This is a genomic window from Chitinophaga niastensis, assembly GCF_003014755.1.
Classification (GTDB): Bacteria; Bacteroidota; Bacteroidia; order Chitinophagales; family Chitinophagaceae; genus Chitinophaga; species Chitinophaga niastensis.
Genome location: NZ_PYAW01000002.1, coordinates 678,773 through 700,625, shown reverse-complemented (window position 1 = coordinate 700,625; position 21,853 = coordinate 678,773). Strand labels below are relative to the sequence as shown.

Below are 21,853 nucleotides of genomic sequence, written 5' to 3'. Positions count from 1 at the left end.
TAATTACAGCAAGAACGTTTTCATGGTAACTATCTATCTACATACAAAAATCAAAAAATCCCTAAATATTATACGATTTCTACCAGTTCCAGATCAAACACCAGGTCCTCACCAGCAAGCGCGTGGTTAGCATCCAGGGTGATGAATTCGTTACCGATAGCAGCTACCTTTACCTGGAATACCTGGCCCTGAGGATTGCTCATCTGCAGTTCCATACCTACTTCAGGATTCAGATCAGCCGGGATATTTTCTTTTGGAAAATCCATGATCATTTCTTCGCTCTTGGGACCATAAGCCTGATCAACAGGGATGTGAACGGTTTTCTTGTCGCCCACTTTCATGTCCAACACACCATTCTCAAAACCTTTGATAACCATACCAGCACCTACTTTGAATTCGAGTGGAGCCCTGCCCTCAGAAGAATCAAAAGTAGTTCCGTTCGTTAAACGGCCATGGTAATGCACCTTCACTGTATCCCCGTTTTTAACAGCTTGCATAAAAATAAATTGTTTAGTGTTAATAATTCCGCACAAGATACAAAAAGCTGCTATAATCACCACTTTTTGATGCACCCAATAAAGGTTTGCTGTATCTTAACGGCATGAACCGTATTCTCCTTATTTGCACCCTTATTTGTGGGTGTTTGTTTAATGCATCGGCACAATACGCAGACCATGTAATACCAGGCGCAGCGCAGACTTCCCGCTACCTGCCCCTGCTGAAAAATAAGCGCGTAGCCCTGCTGGTAAATCAAACAGCTACCATTGATAATACACACCTGGTAGACTCTTTATTGCAGCTGCACATAAAAATTCAGAAGATTTTCAGCCCTGAGCACGGGTTTCGGGGCAACGCCGATGCTGGCGAAACAGTAGGCAACAGCACCGATGGCAAAACTGGCCTGCCTGTTATTTCACTCTATGGGCAGCACCGGAAGGCCACTGCAGCCGATCTGCAGGATGTGGATATCCTGATATTTGATATACAGGATGTAGGCGCCCGCTTCTACACCTACATTTCCTCATTACAGGAACTCATGGAATCCGCTGCTGAAAACAAAAAAACACTGATCATCCTGGATCGCCCCAATCCCAACGGGGATTATGTGGACGGTCCTGTTCTGGATACTGCTTTTCATTCTTTTGTAGGTATGCAACCGGTTCCCATCGTACATGGCATGACCGTAGGAGAATACGCCCGGATGCTGAACGGACAGCACTGGCTCAGCAAAGGAATACAATGCGATATCAGGGTGATCCCTTGCGAAAACTACGGCCATCAAACATTTTATCGTTTGCCTGTAAAACCTTCGCCCAATCTGCCTGACATGGCGGCTATTAACCTGTACCCTTCCATCTGCTTTTTTGAAGGCACCGCAGTAAGTCTGGGACGCGGTACGGATAAGCCTTTCCAGGTTTATGGTGCACCAGGGTTTCCTAAAACAGGCTACTCGTTCACTCCACGCAGTACTGCCGGCGCTAAAAACCCGGTATTAAAAGACCAGCTGTGTTACGGTTTTGATCTGAGTAATGCCCCGGAAGCTACGCCCCATAAGGGTCGTAAGCTGGAATTAAAGTGGCTGCTGGAAGCCTATCGTTTATTTCCGGAGAAAGATAAATTTTTCAATCCCTTCTTCAATAAATTGGCTGGTAACGCACAATTGCAACAACAGATAAAAACCGGCGTATCTGAAGCGGATATCCGCAAAAGCTGGGAACCGGGGTTAAAGAAATTCAGGACCTTACGTGCGAAATACTTATTGTATTAAAGATGTCTGAACTGTGATTATTATGATTTTTGTGATTATCCTGATGAGCGGAGATTTCAGCGGAGATTGTCTGAACTGTGATTTTTATGATTATTCTGATTATCCTGATGAGCGGAGATCTGTGCGGGTGTTGTCTGAACCAGGATTTTTAGGATTGAATGGATTACCCTGATGGGTGTTATGTTGCAAACCCCATAGATATATGCGATTATCTCCACTGAAATCTTCGCTCATCAGGATAATCAGAATAATCATAAAAATCACAGTTCAGACAATCTCCGCTAATATCTTCGGCACCCATCAAGGTAATCTGTAAAATCTTAAAAATCCTGGTTCAGACAACACCCGCACAGATCTCCGCTCATCAGGATAATCACAAAAATCATAATAATCACAGTTCAGACTTCCTTCATCAGGGAAATCACAAAAATCACAGTTATTTTTGCACCCTATGAGTAAAGATCTCCGCATCGTTTTTATGGGCACGCCTGATTTCGCAGTAGCGTCCCTGGATATACTGGTTCAGAACGGGTTTAATATTGTTGGTGTGATCACCGCTCCGGATAAGCCCGCTGGTCGTGGCTTACAGTTGCAAGAGAGTGCTGTTAAACAATATGCTGTGAGCAAAGGATTAAACGTTTTGCAACCGGAGAAGTTAAAGAACCCTGATTTTATAGCGGAATTAACGGCGCTAAAGGCTGATCTGCAAGTAGTGGTAGCTTTTCGTATGCTACCGGAAATGGTATGGAATATGCCCCCGGAAGGCACTATAAATGTACATGCTTCACTGCTGCCAAATTATCGCGGAGCGGCGCCTATCAACTGGGCTATCATCAACGGTGAAAAAGAATCCGGTGTAACTACTTTTAAACTGCAACATGAAATTGATACCGGCGATATCCTGTTCAGTGATAAGGTAACGATCAGGGAAGATGAAACAGCAGGAGAACTGCATGATGACCTTATGCAAACCGGTGCAGGACTGCTACTCAAAACAGTACAGGCCATTGCAGCAGGACAGGTAAAAGAAACACCTCAGGCCAATATCCCGGCTGCAGCCATCAAACATGCCCCTAAAATATTTAAGGAAACCTGTCAGGTTAACTGGCAGCAACCGCTGGATAAAGTTTATAACCTGGTACGTGGCCTCAGCCCCTATCCGGCAGCGTGGACAGTTTTTCAGGGGAAAAATCTAAAGATCTACAAAGCACATAAAGAACATACAACACCATCAAAAGCTCCCGGTGATTTTGACACCGACCAGAAAACGTATGTGAAAATAGCTACTCCTGACGGCTATTTATTCCTGGATGAAATACAGCTGGAAGGCAAAAAACGGATGGATATCGAAGCCTTTTTAAGAGGGTATAGATTTTTGTAGCGCATTTAGCTCTCTTAGCTTTTAGCTCTTAGCTCTTAGTAAAACATCTTTCCTAAGAGCTAAAAGCTAAATACTAAAAGCTAGTTCTCGTAGTTCAGTTCACAGTAAAAACGTGTTTCATTGCTGCCCAGGGCCTGCATGGCACTGTCGCTCAGCTTAATGATCAAACCGGCGTTGGATTTCATCTGTGGAATTACATCCAGCACTTTTGCGTATACAGATTTTCCATTCAGCGGATTGGTAACTTTAATGATCGTACCACGTGGAGCAGTGTTATGCAGTGCATAATATTTACCGACTGCATTACTCTTAAACCAGGTACCGGGGCCTTTTTCAGAAGCAGCCTTTTTACCACCGTTGGTTTGTTTATCGTATAGCTGTTCAAAATCGCCACTACCACTGACTACGGCTGGTTTAGCCGGTGCAGGGGTGGTTTCCGGACTGTCAGTTACCGGCCGGGCAACTTCCGGTTCTTTTTTAGCGGCTTCTTTTTTAGGAGCAGGTGCTACCGGTGCTTCCTTCGCCACTTCTACAGGTTCAGTACCAACAGGCACCGCTTTTTCTACATGTTTCACAGGCTCAGCAGCAGCGCCACCACCTTTCAGGAAGCCGACAATCACATAGCTATCTTTCTTCAACCCATCACCGGAAAAATTATTCCACTGACGGATATTATCCAACGGCACTTTGTTAAAATTAACGCTCACGCGGTATAAAGTTTCTTTGTCAGTTACTTTATGATACACCGGCTTACCGGCTGCATCTGCCTTCTGGGAAAAGTTAGCAGCAGTGAGCGGAATATGCAGGTTGTGTCCCAGCTGCAAGCCTTGTTCCATAGTCACTTTATTGGCAGTGGCTATTTCTTTTGGCGGCAATCCGTAGGCACGGCTCAGGCTATAAAAATTTTCTCCTTTTTTAACGGTGTGGGATATGTAAAGGGCGGGTGAGGTACCTTGTACCTGCAGCGTGTCCTGCGCTTGCACCGCTCCTGCACTGAAACCAAACAAGACGATTGATAGAATCGATTTTACCATACTAACTCTGTTTATACTATTTCGGGCAACGAATATATGCGTTAAAATTGACAATTTTGTTTAATAAACCAAACGGAAAAATAAGCTTTTTGTTGTGGTAGTCAGCATAAGCACGTTCACAACAATATACTCATCAAACACTCGTTGGCAGCGCATTTCATAGTTGCTATGCGACAGAGATAAATAGCAGCGGATTATTTTTTACACCCCGGTAATTTCTTTTAAGATGCGGAGCTCTTTCGGATAATAATTATTCATGCGGTTAGATAAAAATTTGGCCCAGCCAAGATTCATATCTCCATACCTGATTAATGCCCATCCTCTCACATCTGTAGTAACTCCCGGATCTTCTTTACGCAGGTATTGCAAGGCCTGCGGCAAACTAAGCGACACAGCAGGCAGGTCGTCAGACACCAGCGTACTGGCGGCCAGCTGATGATCAGGAATCAATTCCTTTGCGCCAAGCTGCCCTGCTTTAACGCCTGCTTTGCGAATATACAATTGTTGCTGCAACAATGGTATTTCTGCTGCCAATAAGGGCGGTAAAATCAATACATCTTCCTGGTGCTGAAAATATTGATGATCTTCCGGCGCATTGATCCAGGGTGTAATTTTACCCCGCTCCTTTGCGCTCAGCAACGCTGTTTTCTGTTCTTTAAATTTACGCGCAGATTCGCCGCTGCGCTTACGGAAACAGGCAATGAAGAAACCTTCACCTTTTAGTTTATCAGGATAAAAACGATAACCGGTGCAATTTCGTTTATGCGTTACCGTTGGTATAATTTTCCAGCCTTCATCGATGGTCACCGGAATATTTTCCAGCTCAAAATGATCTGCCAGCCAATCCAGAATAGCTTCATCCTCTTCCTGTGAAAAAGAACAGGTAGAATAAATGACTACTCCCCCCTCTTTCAACGCAGGTAACACATCGGCTAAAATCCGCTGCTGCCGCTGGCTACAGAGCGCTACACTTTCGGGCGACCACTCCTTCACCAACTCCGGGTCCCGGCGGAATAAACCGGAACCGGAACAAGGTGCATCCACGACCATCAGATCAAAATAACCTGACAATTTCGAAAAATCACGCGGATCATTATTACTTACCACTACATTGACAGCCCCCCATTTAGTAAGATTATCCGCCAGCAATGCTGCACGTGGCTTAATCACTTCATTAGCCACCAGTATACTTTCCGGGCTTATCAACGATTGCAACAAAGTAGATTTTCCACCAGGCGCTGCACATAGATCCAACACCTTTAACGGCGCAGATACATCTACGGTAGCACGCACTGCCTGTTCCACAAACATGGAAGAAGCCTCCTGCACATAATATGCGCCGGCATGAAAAAAAGGATCGAAAGTAAAGGACGGCCTGGCAGGTAAATAATATCCGTCACCGCTCCAGGGCACTTTGCCCACACCGGCGGGAGACAAGGCCTGCAGCACTTCCTGTGCTTTTTCCTGCGTTTTTAGCTTAAAAGGATTTAATCGCAGCGAGGTGATTTTTTCGGCTGCGGCATGTACACGCTCAAATGTTTCCCGGTTATAACCCGGGAGTCCTGCTAATGATTCAATCAGCGCTGCTGGTAAATGACTGGACAAGGGAAGTTTTTCCGCAAAAATAAGTGGAAATGAGGAAAAATCAGAGTGCGGATAGCAGCAAAGCTGCTGAAATTGTCTTTCTCCCGATTAGACTGATTATGATGATTTTTCTGATTTTATTTTTTGATTTAGAAAAATTAACGAAGATTAATGCGAATAATACCCGTCCTAATCTTCTTATAATCAAAAAAAATAAAATCAGAAAAATCATCATAATCAGCCTAATCGGGAGAAAGACAATTTCGCCACCGAAGGTGGCCATTACACCTGCTTTATCTCCGCCAGCAAATGCTGCAATACCTGTTTGGCATCCCCAAATAACATGGATGTTTTAGGTTGAAAGAAAAGATCATTTTCAATACCGGCATAACCCGGTTTCATACTACGTTTATTCACAATAACCAACTTCGCATTTTCCACTTCCAGTATGGGCATCCCGTAAATAGGGCTATTGGGATCGCTCTTGGCGGCAGGGTTTACTACATCATTTGCGCCCAGCACCAGTACAACATCGGTAGTAGGAAATTCTGCATTGGCATCTTCCATCTCCAGTAATTTCTCATATGGCACGTCTGCCTCTGCCAGCAATACATTCATATGTCCGGGCATACGGCCGGCCACCGGATGTATAGCATATTTTACTATTACGCCTTTATCTTCCAGCATTTTCTCTAACTCATGACAGGCATGCTGAGCCTGCGCTACAGCCAATCCATAACCAGGTACAATAATTACTTTATTAGCATATGCGAGCACAACAGCAGCATCGTTTAAACTGATTTCTTTGTAAACACCCTGATCTTTATTATCTGCGTTAGCAGTTTTTACACCTCCAAAAGAACCAATCAACACATTTTTCAGGGAGCGGTTCATCGCCTTACACATAAGAATGGTGAGGATAGTACCCGCAGAACCTACGAGAATACCACCTGTGAGCATCACAGGATTATCATACAAAAATCCGCCACAGGCAGCGGCTACGCCGGTAAAAGAGTTAAGTAATGAAATCACCACAGGCATATCTGCACCACCAATAGGCAGTACAAATAAAACACCATAGAACAGGGAAAGTAATAAAATACTGTAAAACAGCAATTTCAGCACCAGTAAAGGGTTGCCATCTGTTTGCGTGGTTAATAACCTATCGTTAACAATAACCACCAACACAATAGCCGCAATAACTAAAACAGCCATTACCAGGAGATTCAGGATATGCTGTCCGTTGAAGGAAAAATCTTTCACTTTACCGCTCAGTTTCCCCCAGGCCACTACACTTCCCGCAAAAGAAACAGAACCTATGATAAGACCCAGTAAAATAATAGTGAGTTGTCCGCGGAAATCTATGATGTTATTCAAATTCAGGTCGCTATTGGCCATGGAGCTGGAATTAGCGATCACCTGTTGTAATAGTTTTGTTAACTGCGACATGCCATCCTTTATCACATCACCTGGTTGCGAGCTGAAATGTATCAGGTGATTAAACTCTACTATTGAAATCAATGCCGCACAGGCCCCACCCATACCGTTAAACATACTCACCATTTCCGGCATCGCCGTCATCTTCACTTTCTTCGCAGATAGTACGCCCACAATGCCACCAATGAGTAGCCCTGCAGTTATCCATCCGTAATTATGCAGATGTTCACCATTTGTTTTATAGAGAAAGATAGTACCCAGGATAGCCAGTGTCATGCCGGCAGCGGCTACCAGGTTACCCTTGCGGGCTGTATCCGGTTTGCTTAACATTTTCAGTCCGAGGATAAAAGTAACAGAGCCAATCAGGTAGATGATAGATAAAATGCTGGATCCCATAATGATGTTTTAGCTGTGAGTCTTTCGCTATTTCTTTTTTCCTTTAAACATTTCCAGCATCCGGTCAGTCACCACAAAACCACCCACCACATTGATCGTACCCAGGATTACAGCTAAGAAGCCCAGGATCAGCGCCAGGTAATTATCGGTTTCTGCTTTTCCCATCACAATGATAGCACCAATGATCACTACCCCATGAATAGCGTTGGCACCGCTCATCAGTGGTGTATGTAATACCGATGGTACCCTGGAAATCACTTCTACCCCCAGAAAAATAGACAGGATTACGATGTAGATCAATTCAATATGCTGATGCAGGAAAGATAAAATATGTTCCATGTTGACGGGTATTTCGATTAAACTAAAAGCTATCAGCTATGCCAGCTGCTGCATCACACTTTTTACGCGATCATTCACTATTTCACCGTTATGAGTTATACAGGCACCTTTCACAATATCATCTTCAAAATTCAGGAGCAGGTTGCCTTCTTTTGTTAATATAAGTTTTAGAAAATTGAATACATTTTTTGCATATAGTTTGCTCGCATCTGCAGGCATAGTAGCCGGGAGATTGGAGTTACCGATGATACTCACACCCCTGTAATGCACCGTTTCGTTGTTTTTAGTAACACTGGTATTGCCGCCGGTGGCCGCTGCCAGATCAACGATAACGGAGCCGGCACGCATCTGATCCAGCATAAGCGTCGTAATCAGAATAGGAGCCGCTTTACCCGGAATTTGTGCGGTAGTGATCACAATATCTGCTTTCGCAATACTCTCCGCTATGCGTTGTTGTTGTTTTTCTTTATAATCTTCACTCTGTTCTACGGCATATCCGCCCGCTTTGGAAGCATCAGCAGCACCATCTACTTCTACAAATTTAGCTCCCAGGCTTATCACCTCTTCCTTCACAGCCGGACGGGTATCAAATACTTCTACCACAGCCCCCAGCCGGCGTGCAGTGGCAATAGCCTGTAGCCCGGCTACCCCGGCGCCAAGAATAAGCACCTTTGCAGGTGCAATACTTCCGGCTGCAGTCATAAACATTGGTAAATAACGGGAATAGCTATACGCAGCCAGCAGCACAGCCTTGTAGCCGGCAATATTAGCCTGAGAACTGAGCACATCCATTATCTGCGCACGGGTGGTACGCGGAATGGTATCTAAACTAAAAGCAGTAATGTTTTTGGAAGCCCAGTATTCCACTTCACTCACGTGGTAGAGTGGCTGTAAAATGCCGGTGATGATTTTCCTGGGAGGAATCTGGTCTATAAGATCTCTGGATGGAGGTTGCAGTGTAAAAATGATATCCGCACCTGAAAGAATTTCTCCGGCTTGTTTAATCAATGCGCCGGCGTCCATATAGGCGTCATCGTTATAGAAAGCATGCGCACCGGCCCCCTGCTCCACCCACACGGTTACCGACATTTGCTGCAGTTGCTTTACTATTTCAGGGACAAGAGATACCCTGGTTTCGTCGTTCTTTTCTTTCAAAATTCCTGCAATCATCTGGTGGAAATTTATAATGGAATTTAAAGAAAAAACGCTAACAAAGAGCTATTTATTTGATTAATTTTTCTTCAGCGAGGCCGCAAATGTTACGGCATGTTGCAGCAGAGCCGGGATGGCTACGCCTTGCAGGTAATTACCGCTGACATGTAAACCTGGATATTTTTTCTCAAAGCCGGCAACGGCGGCACGCAACTTAGCATGTCCTACATTCAGTTGCGGAATAGCCTTGTTCCAGAAGGTAAATCGCTGCATCACCGGAGGAGCCGATAACTGTAGCAACGATTGTATTTCAGCTACCACTTTCTGCTGTAACACAGCAGCATCATAGGTATCAAACAGCTTTTCCTGTCTGGCCCCACCCATAAAAACAGTAAATAACACTTTCCCTTCAGGTGCTTTATGAGAGAAAATGGCCGAATTACAGATAGCGCCAAGAAAATGTAAGTTTTCCGCATTGGGTACCAGGAACCCAAACCCATCCAGTGGTTTCGGCAATGCACTGGCAGCAAAGCCCAGGTGCAGCACGCCCATTTGCGGATAATGTACATCGTTCAACATAGCTGCGGTGGCAGGATCCAGCGATGCAATTGTTTCCGCGGTACTGAATGATGGTGCGGTAAAAACAATCCTGTTGGCTTGTAACGCCGACTGCACACCATTTTCAGTGTAATTGACCATATAGCCATTCTCTGCTACAGCAACATTGTTTACAGTACAATTAAACCTTACCGGTGTGGTTAATAATTCCTGTAAACGCGTGGTGAGCAACTGGCTCCCACCTCTGAAGCTGATGATCTTTCTGCCACCCATGGCACCTTTATCCTTCATCAGCCCTTTGGTAACACTCCCGTATTCCCGCTCCCAGCGCGGCAATGCAGGCAATACTTCTCCAATGCTCATCAAATCGGGGTTGCCGGCATAAATACCAGACAATACCGGATCAAATACATAATTGGCTATTTCTCTATTAAACCTTCTTGTAATAAAATCAGTGACTGTCTCTTCTCCCGCCGCTGGTGCGGCTTTCCTGAAACGTTCCGTAAATAAACGCCATTTACTCCCCCTGCTTAAATAAGGGGAACCCATTATTTTAAAGGGATGCGGAGATACACCGTGCAATTGGTTATTCCTTACCAGGAAGCGGTTTTTACTGACGGCAGCCGCCTGCAGGATCTCTTTTTCCAGTCCCAGTTCTTTAAAAAAGGATAACACTTCCGGCGAAGCCGCGAGCGTATTGGGCCCTGCATCCAACTCAAACCCATCCTGATGAAAGGACTGTATCACGCCCCCTGTATGGCTTCCTGCTTCCAGCAACAGATAAGGCACCTGCTGTTTTTGCAATTCATAAGCAATACTTAATCCGGATATACCGGCACCAATGATGACTACGGGTTGTTCAGGCATACAATATAATTAAACTGTTATTGTTCCATTATTTGCGTACAATACTTCACCACGGCCTTTACCCACAGGGGATGGATATTCAGACAAGGGATCATCGTAAAGGTTTCACCACCACTGTTGAGGAAAGAATGTTTTCCTTCTACGGCTATTTCTTCCAGTGTTTCCAGGCAATCAGATACAAATGCCGGGCACACAATCAGTAATTTTTTCTTTCCTTCCGCAGGCAATGTTTCCAGCAAACCCGCTGTATAAGGCTTCAGCCACTCTTCCCGTCCCAATCTGGACTGAAAAGAGATACCCCATTTTTCCCTCGGCAATCCCAGCTTTTCTGCTACCAGCTCAGAAGTAACAGTGATCTGATGACGGTAACAGAAATCATGTGCAGACGATTTCACATGGCAACAATCATTCACTTTCATACAATGCGCACCCGTAGGATCTGCTTTGCGCATATGTCTTTCGGGCAAACCATGATAACTGAATAATATGTAATCATACTCCTTTTGCAGATATGGGCGCATACTCTCTGTTAATGCATGGATATAATCCGGTTCATCATAAAATGGCGGTATAACTGAGAGCTTAAATTTATATTTCTTCTTTTTATAGATCTCCTCCGCGTATACTAAACCTGTTTCGTAAGAAGACATGGCATAATGCGGATAGAGCGGCAACAACACTACTTCTTTCAGATCAGGATTTTGCTTCAGCAAATTCTCGTAAGCTACTTCCGGGCTGGGATTACCGTAACGCATGGCTATTTCCACCGGTATCTCCATATCATTTTGCACAGCCAGCTGTAATTGTTTGGTAAGTACCACCAGTGGTGATCCTTCTTTCCACCAGATAGACGCATACGCTCTGGCAGATTGCTCCGCACGCTTTGGTACAATAATACCTTCAATCAGTATTTTACGTAATAACCACGGATAATCAATTACCCGCTTGTCCATCAGAAATTCGTTCAGATAACGTTTCACGTCCGGAATAGCCGTAGAATCCGGCGACCCGAGGTTCATCAATATAATTCCAACATCAGATTTTGATACCATGCTCTTTATAAATTGTTGCAAAAGTAAAGAACAAATTGAAACAAATAGTTCTCATAATCATGCGGCAAGCTTTATGCACGCCGCTTTTAACAAGCATCTCCGTGTTTATGTCATGTGTTTGTAATGATTCTGCAGTCAGATTTTGTATATTCGTGTTATTCGCTAAATCTCCGGCCAACTCCTGTAAAACCTGATAAAAATCATTTTTTCATGCTCATAATTACCAGTAGGAGAAATGACACACTAATGACAGCCTAAACCCTTTTGTTTGGGACGTATGAAAGTACTTTTGCAACCGGAAGCTTATACAAGAACATGCAGGTCAGTCATTCAAAAGAAATAGCAAATTTTCATATCGTTGGGATCAACTATAAGAAAACAGACGCTGCTATCAGGGGATTATACGCCATTAGTCCGGCCCAATACCAACAACTCCTGGAGCGCGCCAGGACTGTGCAATTAGATGATCTCTTTGTACTTTCCACTTGTAACAGAACGGAAGTATACGGATTTGCGGCCAACCCTGGTCAGCTTATGGACTTGCTATGCAAGGAATCAAACGGTGACAGAAGTCAGCTGGAAGAATTAGCCTACGTCAAATCCGGCGAAGAGGCTATCAAACACTTATACCAGGTAGGTACAGGTCTGGACTCCCAGATTCTCGGTGATTACGAGATCATAGGCCAGATCCGCAATGCTACAAAATTTGCCAAAGCACAACAATGCCTCGGCAGTTTCCTGGAAAGACTGGTAAACAGTGTATTACAGGTTTCCAAACTCATTAAAACAGAAACCGGTCTTAGCAAAGGCACTGTATCGGTGGCTTTTGCCACTGTACGCATGCTTGAACGCATTTGCCCGGATGTTAAAAATAAAAAGATCGTATTGCTGGGAGTTGGCAAAATAGGCCGCAATACCTGCAAAAACATGATCGAATACCTGGGTGTAAAAGAAGTAACACTCATTAACCGCACGATGCAGGTAGCAGCTGATTTTGCTGACCAGCACGGACTGAGGTTCGCTCCCATTGAAAATATGGTGAGTGAAATGCAACAGGCGGATGTGATCCTCGTAGCTTCTAATGCGCCACATCCAACAGTTTTGGCAAGCCACCTGGCCAACTCATCACCCAAACTCATCATCGACTTATCTATTCCATTCAACGTGGAAGCAGCCGTTGGTGATCTTGCACACATCACCCTTGTGAATGTGGATGAGCTGTCGAAAGTACAGGATGAAACCCTGCAAAACAGGCTGGGAGAAGTTCCTAAGGCTATCGCCATCATTGAAGAACATATGGACGAATTCCTGTACTGGTACAAAATGCGCAAACACGCAGTTGTATTAAAAGCAGTGAAAGATAAGCTGCATGAAATACACATGCGCGAAATACAGCAACAGAAGAATGGCGGCAACTATAAAATGGAAGATATCGAGCTGGTATCTTCCCGCATCATACAAAAAATGATCAACCTCATGGCAGGTAAAGTACGTAAGGAAACTGACAAAAGTGACCAGTACATCGCCATGATTAACGATATTTTCGAGACCGGAGTTAACCAGGAATAAACAAATGGATAGAGTTATCAGGATAGGTACAAGAGAAAGCCAGCTGGCACTGTGGCAGGCACACCAGGTAAGGGATCTGCTCACTGCGCAGGGTTACAGCACCGAGCTGGTGCCCATTAAAAGTGAAGGCGATATTGACCTGGTTACCCCACTGTACGAAATCGGTGTACAAGGCATTTTTACCAAAAGCCTCGACCTCGCACTACTCAATAATCGTATAGACGTTGCCGTTCATTCCCTCAAAGATGTTCCCACGCAATTACCTAAACAGATAGTACCCGCAGCTGTACTGCAACGTGGCCCTGTAAAGGATTTGCTGGTATATAAATCCAATACTGATTTTCTTGATCAGGCAGACTATATTGCTAACATTGCTACCAGCAGTGTACGCCGCAAAGCCCAGTGGCTGCGCAAATATCCACATCACCAGCTGCATAACCTGCGCGGTAATGTGAATACGCGTTTACAGAAACTGGCTGCTGAAAACTGGGACGGCGCCATCTTTGCCGTTGCCGGACTGGAAAGGATCAACATCCGCCCGGCTAACTCCATTGATTTAGACTGGATGCTGCCTGCACCTGCACAAGGCGCGATAGTAGTTGTTTGCAGAGAAGATGATGCTTTTTGCAGAGAAGCCTGTGTACTGTTTAATCACGATGAAACAGCACTGACAACAAATATAGAACGCGATTTTTTACGCACTTTGATGGGTGGTTGTACTACTCCTATCAGCGCGTATGCTTATATACAAAACAATACCGTACACTTTAGCGGCGAACTTTGCAGCCTGGACGGCTCACAGTTCTTCAGCACTACGCGCGAAGTGCCACTGGACAAGGCACATGCCCTCGGACAGGAAGCAGCACAGGACATCATGGCGCAAGGCGGCGCTGAAATAGTAGCACAGATCAGAAATGTCAAATGATAAATACCGCATATTATGCACCAGACCTGTAACAGACAGCCTGATCGCTGTTGCTGGTGAACGTGGTATACATATTGATGTGCAGGAGTTCATACAAATAAAGCCGTTACTGCTACCCGGTTTGCAGGAAAAAATCCATGATGCGGTCAGCAAAACAATGGTATTTACCAGTGCTAATGCGGTGCAGATCCTCAGCAAAAATTATCTGTTCAACACCGTCGTTCCGGACGCGCAGATTGCCTGCATTGCCGGCAACACCAAACAATCAGTACTGGAAACATTTCCGGATTGTACTATACTGGCAGAAGCTGATTATGGAAATGACCTGGCTGATGCAATTATACAACGCGAAAGCACACACGAAGTAAGTTTTTTTTGCGGAAACCAGCGGAGAAACGAACTACCCGGAAAATTAAAGGCGGCGGGAATTATCGTAAATGAATATGTGATCTACGAAAATACACCCATAACGGTTGTTATTACTGATGATTACGATGGCATCCTTTTTTTCAGTCCCAGTGCAGCAAAGAGTTTCTTTTCAGCAAACAGCATCCATAAAAATACCGTTTGCTTTGCCATAGGTACCACCACCGCTGTGGCACTGAAAGATTATACCAGCAACAAAATTATTGTAAGCACCGGCACCAGCCCGGAAAGCATGGTGCAAACAGCTATATTTTATTTTAACAACATTAACTGCTACGAATGAGCGCATTGAAGAACGACTTATTGCTGAAAGCCCTTAAAGGTGAAACGGTGTCCCGCACACCAGTATGGATGATGCGCCAGGCTGGCCGCTACCTCCCGGATTATATCAAACTGCGCGATAAATATACTTTTTTTGAACGCTGCGAAAATCCCGAACTGGCTACAGAGATAACCGTGATGCCGGTAGATCAGGTAGGCGTAGACGCTGCTATTATTTTTTCTGATATTCTCGTAGTTCCACAAGCCATGGGCATGGAAGTACAGCTGATAGAAAAGATAGGCCCCCTGCTCCCCGATCCTATCAAAGGTGCACACGACTTACAGCGTTTATGCGTTCCCGATGTACAGGAAAGATTGCATTATGTATTTGATGCACTGAAGCTCACCAAAAAAACACTTGATGGCCGTGTACCGCTGATTGGCTTTGGTGGCGCTCCCTGGACGCTCCTTTGTTATATGGTACAGGGTAAAGGCTCCAAAACTTTTGATGAAGCCAAAGCATTCTGCTATCAGCAACCGGCTGTAGCACACCAGTTACTGCAGATGATTACAGATACTACCATTGCTTACCTGAAAGCACAGGTAGCCGCAGGAGCCGATACTGTACAGGTATTTGACTCGTGGGGTGGTTTGCTCAGTCCACAGGATTTCGAAATTTTCTCTTTACAATATATCCGTCAGATAGTAACTGCGATGAAGGATGTTTGTCCTACTATCGTATTTGCAAAAGGTGCCTGGTTTGCACTGGAAGACATGGCCGCTACCGGCGCACACGGTTTGGGTATCGACTGGTGCATCAAACCTGAACTGGCCCGCCAGTTTGCCGGTAATAACATCACCCTGCAGGGTAACTTTGATCCGGCTAAATTGCTGGCGCCTATCCCTGAAATTGAAAAGGCAGTCAAAGAAATGCTGAAAGGCTTTGGCAGACAGCGTTACATTGCTAACCTGGGGCATGGCATTTTACCGAATGTATCCGTAGATCACGCAAAAGCATTTGTAGAAACAGTTAAAGCACACGGATAGCTGTTAGCAATTAGCTTTTAGCAGTTAGGACCAATTATGACTATGCTAACTGCTAAAAGCTAATAGCTAAAGCCTAAAAGCTAAAACATGAGCATCAAAAACGATTTCATATCATTTATTCACGGCCTGCAGGACGAGATCTGTGCAGCCCTGGAAAAAATAGACGGTAAGGCATCCTTCCGGGAAGATCGCTGGGAACGCCCCGGCGGCGGTGGTGGCAAGTCGCGCGTAATAGCAGATGGTAATGTGTTTGAAAAAGGTGGTGTGAGCACTTCTATTGTGCATGGGGTATTGCCGGAAGCTATGGCACAACAGTTTGGTGTAAACAACAGCAACTTCATGGCATGCGGTATATCATTAGTGATTCATCCGGTGAATCCTTTTGTACCTACCGTACACGCCAATTTCCGCTATTTTGAATTATACGATGAGGCGGGTGCGCTGAAGGATAGCTGGTTTGGTGGTGGTGCAGATCTTACACCCTACTACCTGGAAGAAAAAGATGGCAGTCATTTTCACCAGACTTTTAAAGACGCCTGCGATCCTTTTGGTATAGATCTTTATCCAACATATAAAAAACATTGCGATGAATATTTTATCAATAAACATCGTAACAACGAAGCTCGTGGTATAGGTGGTATTTTTTATGATTACCTGCGTCCTGATGAAAACAGGAGCGCGGAGCAATTATCTAATTTCTCACAAGCCAACGGGAAAGCGTTTTTGCAGGCATATCTGCCTATTGTGGAAAAAACAAAAGATCTGCCTTATACAGATGCCCATAGAAGCTGGCAAGCGTATAGACGTGGACGTTATGTAGAGTTTAACCTCATCCACGACAGAGGCACCCTCTTTGGTTTAAAAACCAATGGCCGTACAGAATCCATTCTCATGAGCTTACCTCCGGTAGCCCGCTGGGAATACGACTTCCATACAGTACCGGGTAGCCCCGAAGCGCAACTGGAAGAGTTCCTGAAGCCAAGACAATGGGTTAAATAAACATCAAAACACAATATGTGCCTTCAGGCGCATTATATCGGTAGGAAAAAAATAAATTTTTATACAGATGATCAGAAGAAACAGAATCTTAAGAACATCTCCCGCCATTCGTGCAATGGTTGCGGAAACAATATTAAGGCCAAGCGATTTCATAGCGCCATTATTTGTTACCGAAGGAGAAAATGTGAAGGAAGAGATCAGCTCTATGCCAGGTTATTTCAGATATTCCTTAGACCTTACTATTAAAGAGGCCAAAGAACTCTGGAGCATGGGTATTAAAAGTGTGCTGCTGTTTGTGAAAGCGTTGGATAGTGTAAAAGATAATAAAGGTACCGAAGCCGTTAACCCGAACGGTCTGATGCAGCGTGCTATTCGCGGCATTAAGCATGCCATTCCTGAAATGGTAGTCATGACAGATGTAGCACTTGATCCGTACTCTTCTTATGGTCATGATGGCATTGTTTCCGGTACAGAAATAGTAAATGATCCTACCGTAGAAGTGCTGGCACGTATGAGTTTGAGCCATGCACAGGCAGGTGCCGACTTTGTAGCCCCCAGCGATATGATGGACGGCCGCATTCTCGCTATCCGTAACATCCTGGAAGAAAATGGTTTCGATAAAACAGGTATCATGGCATATAGTGCCAAATATGCTTCCTGCTTTTACGGTCCGTTCCGCGATGCACTGGATTCCGCTCCCGGCTTCGGCGATAAAAAAACATACCAGATGGACTACGCCAATTCCCGCGAAGCCATCAAGGAAACACTGATGGATATTGAAGAAGGTGCTGATATTGTAATGGTAAAACCGGCCATGGCTTACCTTGATATTATGCGTATCATAAAAGATCATACAACCGTTCCTGTTAGTGCATACCATGTAAGTGGCGAGTATGCCATGATCAAAGCTGCAGCAGAAAGAGGATGGCTGGATGAAAACAAGGCCATACTGGAAAGCATGACCAGCATTAAACGTGCAGGCGCGGATCTGATTGCTACCTACTTTGCGAAAGATGCCGTAAAATTGCTGAATGCATAATTAAGTATCTTGCATCAAAATAATAAACCACCAACAGATGTACAGTAAAAGTGAAATGTTATTCGGGAAAGCAAAGCAGGTAATCCCCGGCGGTGTTAACTCTCCCGTACGCGCATTTAAAAGTGTAGGCGGCACGCCCGTATTCATGGAACGTGCTAAGGGCGCCTACATGTATGACGTAGATGGCAATAAATACATCGACTACATTAATTCCTGGGGACCTATGATCCTCGGCCATGCATATGAGCCGGTGGTAAAAGCTATACAGGAATATGCCACCTACTCCACTTCTTTTGGTGCACCTACAGAACTGGAAACAAAGATTGCAGAACTGATAGTAAGCATGGTGCCTAACATCGATATGATCCGCATGGTAAACTCCGGCACAGAAGCCTGTATGACAGCCATCAGGCTGGCAAGAGGTTACACCGGCCGCAATAAGTTTATCAAATTTGAGGGTTGTTATCACGGGCATGCAGATGCTTTCCTGGTAAGCGCCGGCAGCGGTGTAGCCACCTTAGGTATTCAGTCTGTTCCCGGTGTAACAGCCAGTGTAGCGGATGATACACTCACTGCACCCTACAATAATTTACCTGCTGTAGAACAACTGGTAGCAGATAATAAAGATCAGATTGCAGCTATCATTGTAGAACCTGTTGCTGGTAATATGGGCTGTATCCTGCCACAACCGGGCTTCCTGGAAGGCTTGCGTAAAATATGTGATCAAAATAATATACTGCTCATCTTTGATGAAGTGATGACAGGCTTCAGACTGGCCCGTGGTGGTGCGCAGGAATTACTGGGCATTAAAGCAGATCTGGTCACCTTTGGTAAAATCATTGGTGCTGGTATGCCGGTAGGCGCTGTAGCAGGTCCCAAAGAAATTATGGAACAACTGGCTCCAGCCGGAAAAGTATACCAGGCAGGCACATTGAGCGGTAATCCTATTGCTATGATTGCCGGTTATACATTGCTGCAAACACTGAACGATAACCCGGTAATTTATCAGCAGCTGGAAGAAAAAGCCAGCTACCTGGTGAACGGTTTAAAAGAAGCATTCGGCGCAGCCGGTGTAGTACATAGTATCAATCAAATGGGATCTATGCTGAGTGCACACTTCACTGAATATCCTATTGTGGATTTCACTGCCGCTTCTGCTGCCAACAATGAATTATTCAAACGCTTCTTCCATGCTATGCTGGAACGTGGTGTATATTTACCGCCATCCGCCTTCGAAAGCTGGTTCATGAGTAATGCACTCACTACCGAAGACCTGGATACGACCATTTCAACTGCTAAATCTGCCATGCAGGCAATCAAATAGTTAACAATTAAATCCTGTGGGAGTGGTAGGGTTGATCTTTATAAGGTCAACCCTTTTTGTTTACCGTTTATCATAGCGGGAGAAGGCCTTCGGCCTTTGTCTTTTATTTAGCACGATTAGACTGATTTAGATGATTTTTCTGATTTTATTTTCTTTTAAAAGATAACTGTATCGTTTAATAATATGCGTTTATAAAATTAGTATGGGATAATCATTAGAAAGAAATGAAATCAGGGTAATCATCTAAATCAGTCTAATCGTGCTAAAGAAAAGACAAAGGCCGAAGGCCTTCCCCTCCGCTATTATTTTTTCGCATGTTGAAATAACCACGGCATCAGCCCTGGCTCTACAAATACGTTATCCCAGCTATTATGGCCTACGCCCGGATATTCTGTATATTTTTCTTCCGCACCCAATGCTTTTAATTTTGCATCATATGCCCTGGAAGACTCTACAGGCACTATTTTGTCATCACCTCCATGGAAGATCCATATCGGCACTTTTTTAGCAAACCGGTCTGCTTCCGCCACGTTACCGGCTCCGCAAATAGGGAAGGCGGCGGCAAATAATTTCGGGTGCATGCTGATCATATAAAAGGTGCCCATACCCCCAAGAGACAGGCCACCAATGTATACCCGCCTGGTATCAATTTTTCCGGTAGTCAGCAAACTATCCAGTAATTTAGTAAGTAAGGCAGCAGGCGGTGTGGCATCACCATTCAAGGGAAAATCAGCACGGATAACTTTGCCGGTACTGTCGCGCACCATTTTCATAGGTGCCCAGGTTTCGTTGCCCGGACACTGCGGGAACAGCACAAAGGCGGGATAATTCTGACGGATACTATCGCGCAGGAACATGTCTCCACCGTGTAAAAGCTGCGCATTGTTATCGACGCCTCTTTCACCGGCGCCATGTAAAAAAACAATCAGCGGATACTTTTTTTGAATATCGTAGTTGGCAGGCAGGAGCAACCTATAATGAAGAACGTCTCCCTTACGGCTAAACGCTTCGTTGCTATAGACCGAAAGATCCTGCGCTGATGCGCCTACACCGGCTATCAGCAGGCAGCTCAAAATGAAAAATTTCAGGTAATGCATAACGGGATAGTTTTATACCCAATTTACTACCGAAAAATCAGTATTTCAGTGTGAAGTGCTGTTTAGTCTTAAAATCTTTGCGGAAAAATACTAATCCTATGAAAAACAGGTCGATAGTCATTGTTACCTGTGGATGTGCCTGTATGGTATGCCAGGCGGCCTCCATATCGGGTGTCCAGTGAATATCATCAAAAATAAAGACGGAGTATTCATCTGCAAACTGCAGGCATTGTTCAAAATAAGCCAGGGTAGGCTCTTTGCGGTGATTACCATCAATATAAACCCAGTCGGGCAACTGCATTTGTTTTAATACACCGGGCAATACCGTGTCAAAATTACCGGTTACCTGCGTGATGTTATTAATACCCAATGCTGCAAAGTTTTTGGCAGCATGTGCAGCTATATTAGGGCAGCCTTCAATAGTATACACCCGGGCCTTGGGTGCTGCCTTCGCCATATAAGCGGTAGACAGGCCCATAGAGGTACCTAATTCGAGAATTCTGCCAGGCTGGAGGTATTGTATCAGCCGGTAAAACAACTGCCCGAATTTGGGCTGTTTAGCGGCATAGCGCGTAATGTCGCTCACCTTACGTTCATTACCGGCTGATATGAGGGAACCGGCACCCAGGTCAGTGACCTGTAGCGTTTCCTTACTTTGCAGTAATTGTTTGCGCAACTGCTCTATTTCACCAAAAGCGGCATGTTGTTTTTTATCCAGCAGTACATCGTCTATCAACGCATATACGAAAGGAGAATGTACATCATGACGGTTACCTGAAGTAAAATAATACCGCAGGTACTTACTGGCTAAATTATACTGTTGCGCTAAACTCACTGACTATACGAATTTTAATAAATCTTTCCTTTTACAATTCCCCACATATGCAAACGATGTTGCAAGGATACTCTCAATACACCCAGTCCATAAATAGCGCTGCGCTTGAAGTTAATGCTGGAGGCTTCATCAAAATATTTAGTAGGACAGGTAACTTCTGCAATATCATACCCCTTCATAAATATCTGTGACACCATTTCATTATCAAACACAAAATCATCATTGTCGGCCATAAAGTTGATGTTACGCAGTACCTCCGCAGAAAAAGTTCTGTAACCTGTATGGTACTCGCTCAACTTTTGACCAATTAAAATATTTTGTGTCAATGTTAAGAAACGATTAAAAATATATTTGTACATCGGCATACCGCCTTTCAGCGCCCCCTTACCAAGAATCCTGGAGCCAAATACCACCGGATATACGTCATTGGCAATAATACTGCACATCGCCACAATGAGCTTGGGTGTATACTGATAATCGGGATGCAGCATCACTACTATATCAGCACCCAACTCCAGCGCTTTATTGTAGCAGGATTTCTGATTACCGCCATAACCTTTGTTATCATCATGCCGGATCAGGTGTTTTATGCCCAATTGCCTTCCTACTTCAATTGTATCATCTTTACTGGCATCATCTACCAGTACTACATCATCTACAATGTCAAAAGGAATTTCCCGGTATGTTTTTTCCAGCGTAAGCGCCGCGTTGTAGGCCGGTAATACAACCACAATCTTTTTATTATTCAGCATGAAAGTGTACT

General features: G+C 44.6%; 21 protein-coding genes. 9 read left to right on the top strand and 12 right to left on the bottom strand.

The genetic code is table 11. From position 1 onward, the window contains the following. Positions 1–68: 68 nt before the first annotated feature. The gene (locus CLV51_RS11490) at positions 69–497 is read right to left on the bottom strand and encodes an FKBP-type peptidyl-prolyl cis-trans isomerase (RefSeq protein ID WP_106528174.1); all 429 of its coding nucleotides are present in this window, start codon (positions 495–497) and stop codon (positions 69–71) included. 104 nt (positions 498–601) lie between these two features. On the opposite strand from CLV51_RS11490, the gene CLV51_RS11485 reads away from it, so the two are divergent. Then, complete coding sequence (locus tag CLV51_RS11485) at positions 602–1,768, top strand: exo-beta-N-acetylmuramidase NamZ family protein (RefSeq protein WP_106528173.1); 1,167 nt, start codon at positions 602–604, stop codon at positions 1,766–1,768. A 99-nt stretch (positions 1,769–1,867) separates the two neighbouring features. On the opposite strand, the gene CLV51_RS29095 is transcribed toward CLV51_RS11485, so the two are convergent. Then, positions 1,868–2,023, bottom strand: a complete 156-nt coding sequence (locus tag CLV51_RS29095; RefSeq protein ID WP_158266977.1) for a hypothetical protein — start codon at positions 2,021–2,023, stop codon at positions 1,868–1,870. A 196-nt stretch (positions 2,024–2,219) separates the two neighbouring features. Here CLV51_RS29095 and fmt point away from each other — a divergent pair, with 196 nt between their 5' ends. Next, on the top strand, positions 2,220–3,149 hold the full coding sequence (gene fmt, locus CLV51_RS11480) for a methionyl-tRNA formyltransferase (RefSeq protein WP_245898682.1): 930 nt from the start codon (positions 2,220–2,222) through the stop codon (positions 3,147–3,149). 80 nt (positions 3,150–3,229) lie between these two features. Here fmt and CLV51_RS11475 read toward each other — a convergent pair whose 3' ends face one another. From CLV51_RS11475 to hemH, 7 genes are all read right to left on the bottom strand, one after another. Beyond that, positions 3,230–4,183: a LysM peptidoglycan-binding domain-containing protein gene (locus CLV51_RS11475; protein WP_106528172.1), complete on the bottom strand. Its 954-nt coding sequence runs from the start codon at positions 4,181–4,183 to the stop codon at positions 3,230–3,232. Positions 4,184–4,384: 201 nt separating this feature from the next. Then, a complete protein-coding gene (locus CLV51_RS11470; RefSeq protein WP_106528171.1) occupies positions 4,385–5,788 on the bottom strand; it encodes a methyltransferase RsmF C-terminal domain-like protein in 1,404 nt (467 codons plus the stop codon). Between the two features lie 261 nt (positions 5,789–6,049). Continuing rightward, positions 6,050–7,600 carry an NAD(P)(+) transhydrogenase (Re/Si-specific) subunit beta gene (locus tag CLV51_RS11460; protein WP_106528169.1) on the bottom strand — a complete coding sequence of 517 codons (1,551 nt, stop codon included), beginning with the start codon at positions 7,598–7,600 and terminating at the stop codon, positions 6,050–6,052. 27 nt (positions 7,601–7,627) lie between these two features. Next, positions 7,628–7,939 (bottom strand): NAD(P) transhydrogenase subunit alpha part 2, encoded by a 312-nt coding sequence (locus CLV51_RS11455; RefSeq protein WP_106528168.1) that lies wholly within the window; start codon positions 7,937–7,939, stop codon positions 7,628–7,630. Positions 7,940–7,975: 36 nt separating this feature from the next. Further along, the gene (locus tag CLV51_RS11450; protein WP_106528167.1) at positions 7,976–9,109 is read right to left on the bottom strand and encodes a Re/Si-specific NAD(P)(+) transhydrogenase subunit alpha; all 1,134 of its coding nucleotides are present in this window, start codon (positions 9,107–9,109) and stop codon (positions 7,976–7,978) included. 60 nt (positions 9,110–9,169) lie between these two features. Further along, positions 9,170–10,516 carry a protoporphyrinogen oxidase gene (gene hemG / locus CLV51_RS11445; RefSeq protein ID WP_106528166.1) on the bottom strand — a complete coding sequence of 449 codons (1,347 nt, stop codon included), beginning with the start codon at positions 10,514–10,516 and terminating at the stop codon, positions 9,170–9,172. A 17-nt stretch (positions 10,517–10,533) separates the two neighbouring features. After that, entirely contained in the window at positions 10,534–11,568 is a 1,035-nt protein-coding gene (gene hemH, locus CLV51_RS11440; protein WP_106528165.1) for a ferrochelatase, read from the bottom strand. Between the two features lie 315 nt (positions 11,569–11,883). On the opposite strand from hemH, the gene hemA reads away from it, so the two are divergent. From hemA to hemL, 7 genes are all read left to right on the top strand, one after another. Next, positions 11,884–13,137 (top strand): glutamyl-tRNA reductase, encoded by a 1,254-nt coding sequence (gene hemA / locus CLV51_RS11435; protein WP_106528804.1) that lies wholly within the window; start codon positions 11,884–11,886, stop codon positions 13,135–13,137. Between the two features lie 4 nt (positions 13,138–13,141). Next, on the top strand, positions 13,142–14,062 hold the full coding sequence (gene hemC / locus CLV51_RS11430; protein WP_106528164.1) for a hydroxymethylbilane synthase: 921 nt from the start codon (positions 13,142–13,144) through the stop codon (positions 14,060–14,062). Continuing rightward, positions 14,052–14,771: a uroporphyrinogen-III synthase gene (locus tag CLV51_RS11425; RefSeq protein ID WP_106528163.1), complete on the top strand. Its 720-nt coding sequence runs from the start codon at positions 14,052–14,054 to the stop codon at positions 14,769–14,771. The genes hemC and CLV51_RS11425 overlap by 11 nt, the downstream gene beginning before the upstream one ends. Continuing rightward, positions 14,768–15,796: a uroporphyrinogen decarboxylase gene (hemE, locus tag CLV51_RS11420; protein ID WP_106528162.1), complete on the top strand. Its 1,029-nt coding sequence runs from the start codon at positions 14,768–14,770 to the stop codon at positions 15,794–15,796. The genes CLV51_RS11425 and hemE overlap by 4 nt, the downstream gene beginning before the upstream one ends. An 87-nt stretch (positions 15,797–15,883) precedes the next feature. Then, positions 15,884–16,795, top strand: a complete 912-nt coding sequence (gene hemF, locus CLV51_RS11415) for an oxygen-dependent coproporphyrinogen oxidase (protein ID WP_106528161.1) — start codon at positions 15,884–15,886, stop codon at positions 16,793–16,795. 67 nt (positions 16,796–16,862) lie between these two features. After that, a complete protein-coding gene (gene hemB, locus CLV51_RS11410; protein WP_281261526.1) occupies positions 16,863–17,834 on the top strand; it encodes a porphobilinogen synthase in 972 nt (323 codons plus the stop codon). Positions 17,835–17,871: 37 nt separating this feature from the next. After that, entirely contained in the window at positions 17,872–19,158 is a 1,287-nt protein-coding gene (hemL, locus tag CLV51_RS11405; protein WP_106528159.1) for a glutamate-1-semialdehyde 2,1-aminomutase, read from the top strand. 302 nt (positions 19,159–19,460) lie between these two features. Here the strand turns inward: hemL and CLV51_RS11400 are convergent, their stop codons facing one another. From CLV51_RS11400 to CLV51_RS11390, 3 genes are read right to left on the bottom strand one after another with little or no spacing between them, the layout of a single operon-like run. Then, positions 19,461–20,255, bottom strand: a complete 795-nt coding sequence (locus CLV51_RS11400) for a carboxylesterase family protein (protein WP_106528158.1) — start codon at positions 20,253–20,255, stop codon at positions 19,461–19,463. A gap of 37 nt (positions 20,256–20,292) precedes the next feature. Beyond that, positions 20,293–21,090 carry an O-methyltransferase gene (locus tag CLV51_RS11395; protein WP_106528157.1) on the bottom strand — a complete coding sequence of 266 codons (798 nt, stop codon included), beginning with the start codon at positions 21,088–21,090 and terminating at the stop codon, positions 20,293–20,295. 14 nt (positions 21,091–21,104) lie between these two features. After that, positions 21,105–21,842 carry a glycosyltransferase family 2 protein gene (locus CLV51_RS11390; RefSeq protein WP_106528156.1) on the bottom strand — a complete coding sequence of 246 codons (738 nt, stop codon included), beginning with the start codon at positions 21,840–21,842 and terminating at the stop codon, positions 21,105–21,107. Positions 21,843–21,853 lie beyond the last annotated feature (11 nt).

Coding starts and splice junctions, on each gene's coding strand:
- CLV51_RS29095 (WP_158266977.1), bottom strand. CDS start 2,023: ATGATTATTCTGATTATCCTGATGAGCGAAGATTTCAGTGGAGATAAT.
- hemL (WP_106528159.1), top strand. CDS start 17,872: ATGTACAGTAAAAGTGAAATGTTATTCGGGAAAGCAAAGCAGGTAATC.
- hemE (WP_106528162.1), top strand. CDS start 14,768: ATGAGCGCATTGAAGAACGACTTATTGCTGAAAGCCCTTAAAGGTGAA.
- CLV51_RS11450 (WP_106528167.1), bottom strand. CDS start 9,109: ATGATTGCAGGAATTTTGAAAGAAAAGAACGACGAAACCAGGGTATCT.
- CLV51_RS11485 (WP_106528173.1), top strand. CDS start 602: ATGAACCGTATTCTCCTTATTTGCACCCTTATTTGTGGGTGTTTGTTT.
- hemB (WP_281261526.1), top strand. CDS start 16,863: ATGATCAGAAGAAACAGAATCTTAAGAACATCTCCCGCCATTCGTGCA.
- CLV51_RS11425 (WP_106528163.1), top strand. CDS start 14,052: ATGTCAAATGATAAATACCGCATATTATGCACCAGACCTGTAACAGAC.
- hemF (WP_106528161.1), top strand. CDS start 15,884: ATGAGCATCAAAAACGATTTCATATCATTTATTCACGGCCTGCAGGAC.
- fmt (WP_245898682.1), top strand. CDS start 2,220: ATGAGTAAAGATCTCCGCATCGTTTTTATGGGCACGCCTGATTTCGCA.
- CLV51_RS11490 (WP_106528174.1), bottom strand. CDS start 497: ATGCAAGCTGTTAAAAACGGGGATACAGTGAAGGTGCATTACCATGGC.
- CLV51_RS11460 (WP_106528169.1), bottom strand. CDS start 7,600: ATGGGATCCAGCATTTTATCTATCATCTACCTGATTGGCTCTGTTACT.
- hemH (WP_106528165.1), bottom strand. CDS start 11,568: ATGGTATCAAAATCTGATGTTGGAATTATATTGATGAACCTCGGGTCG.
- CLV51_RS11455 (WP_106528168.1), bottom strand. CDS start 7,939: ATGGAACATATTTTATCTTTCCTGCATCAGCATATTGAATTGATCTAC.
- hemC (WP_106528164.1), top strand. CDS start 13,142: ATGGATAGAGTTATCAGGATAGGTACAAGAGAAAGCCAGCTGGCACTG.
- CLV51_RS11400 (WP_106528158.1), bottom strand. CDS start 20,255: ATGCATTACCTGAAATTTTTCATTTTGAGCTGCCTGCTGATAGCCGGT.
- CLV51_RS11390 (WP_106528156.1), bottom strand. CDS start 21,842: ATGCTGAATAATAAAAAGATTGTGGTTGTATTACCGGCCTACAACGCG.
- hemA (WP_106528804.1), top strand. CDS start 11,884: ATGCAGGTCAGTCATTCAAAAGAAATAGCAAATTTTCATATCGTTGGG.
- hemG (WP_106528166.1), bottom strand. CDS start 10,516: ATGCCTGAACAACCCGTAGTCATCATTGGTGCCGGTATATCCGGATTA.
- CLV51_RS11475 (WP_106528172.1), bottom strand. CDS start 4,183: ATGGTAAAATCGATTCTATCAATCGTCTTGTTTGGTTTCAGTGCAGGA.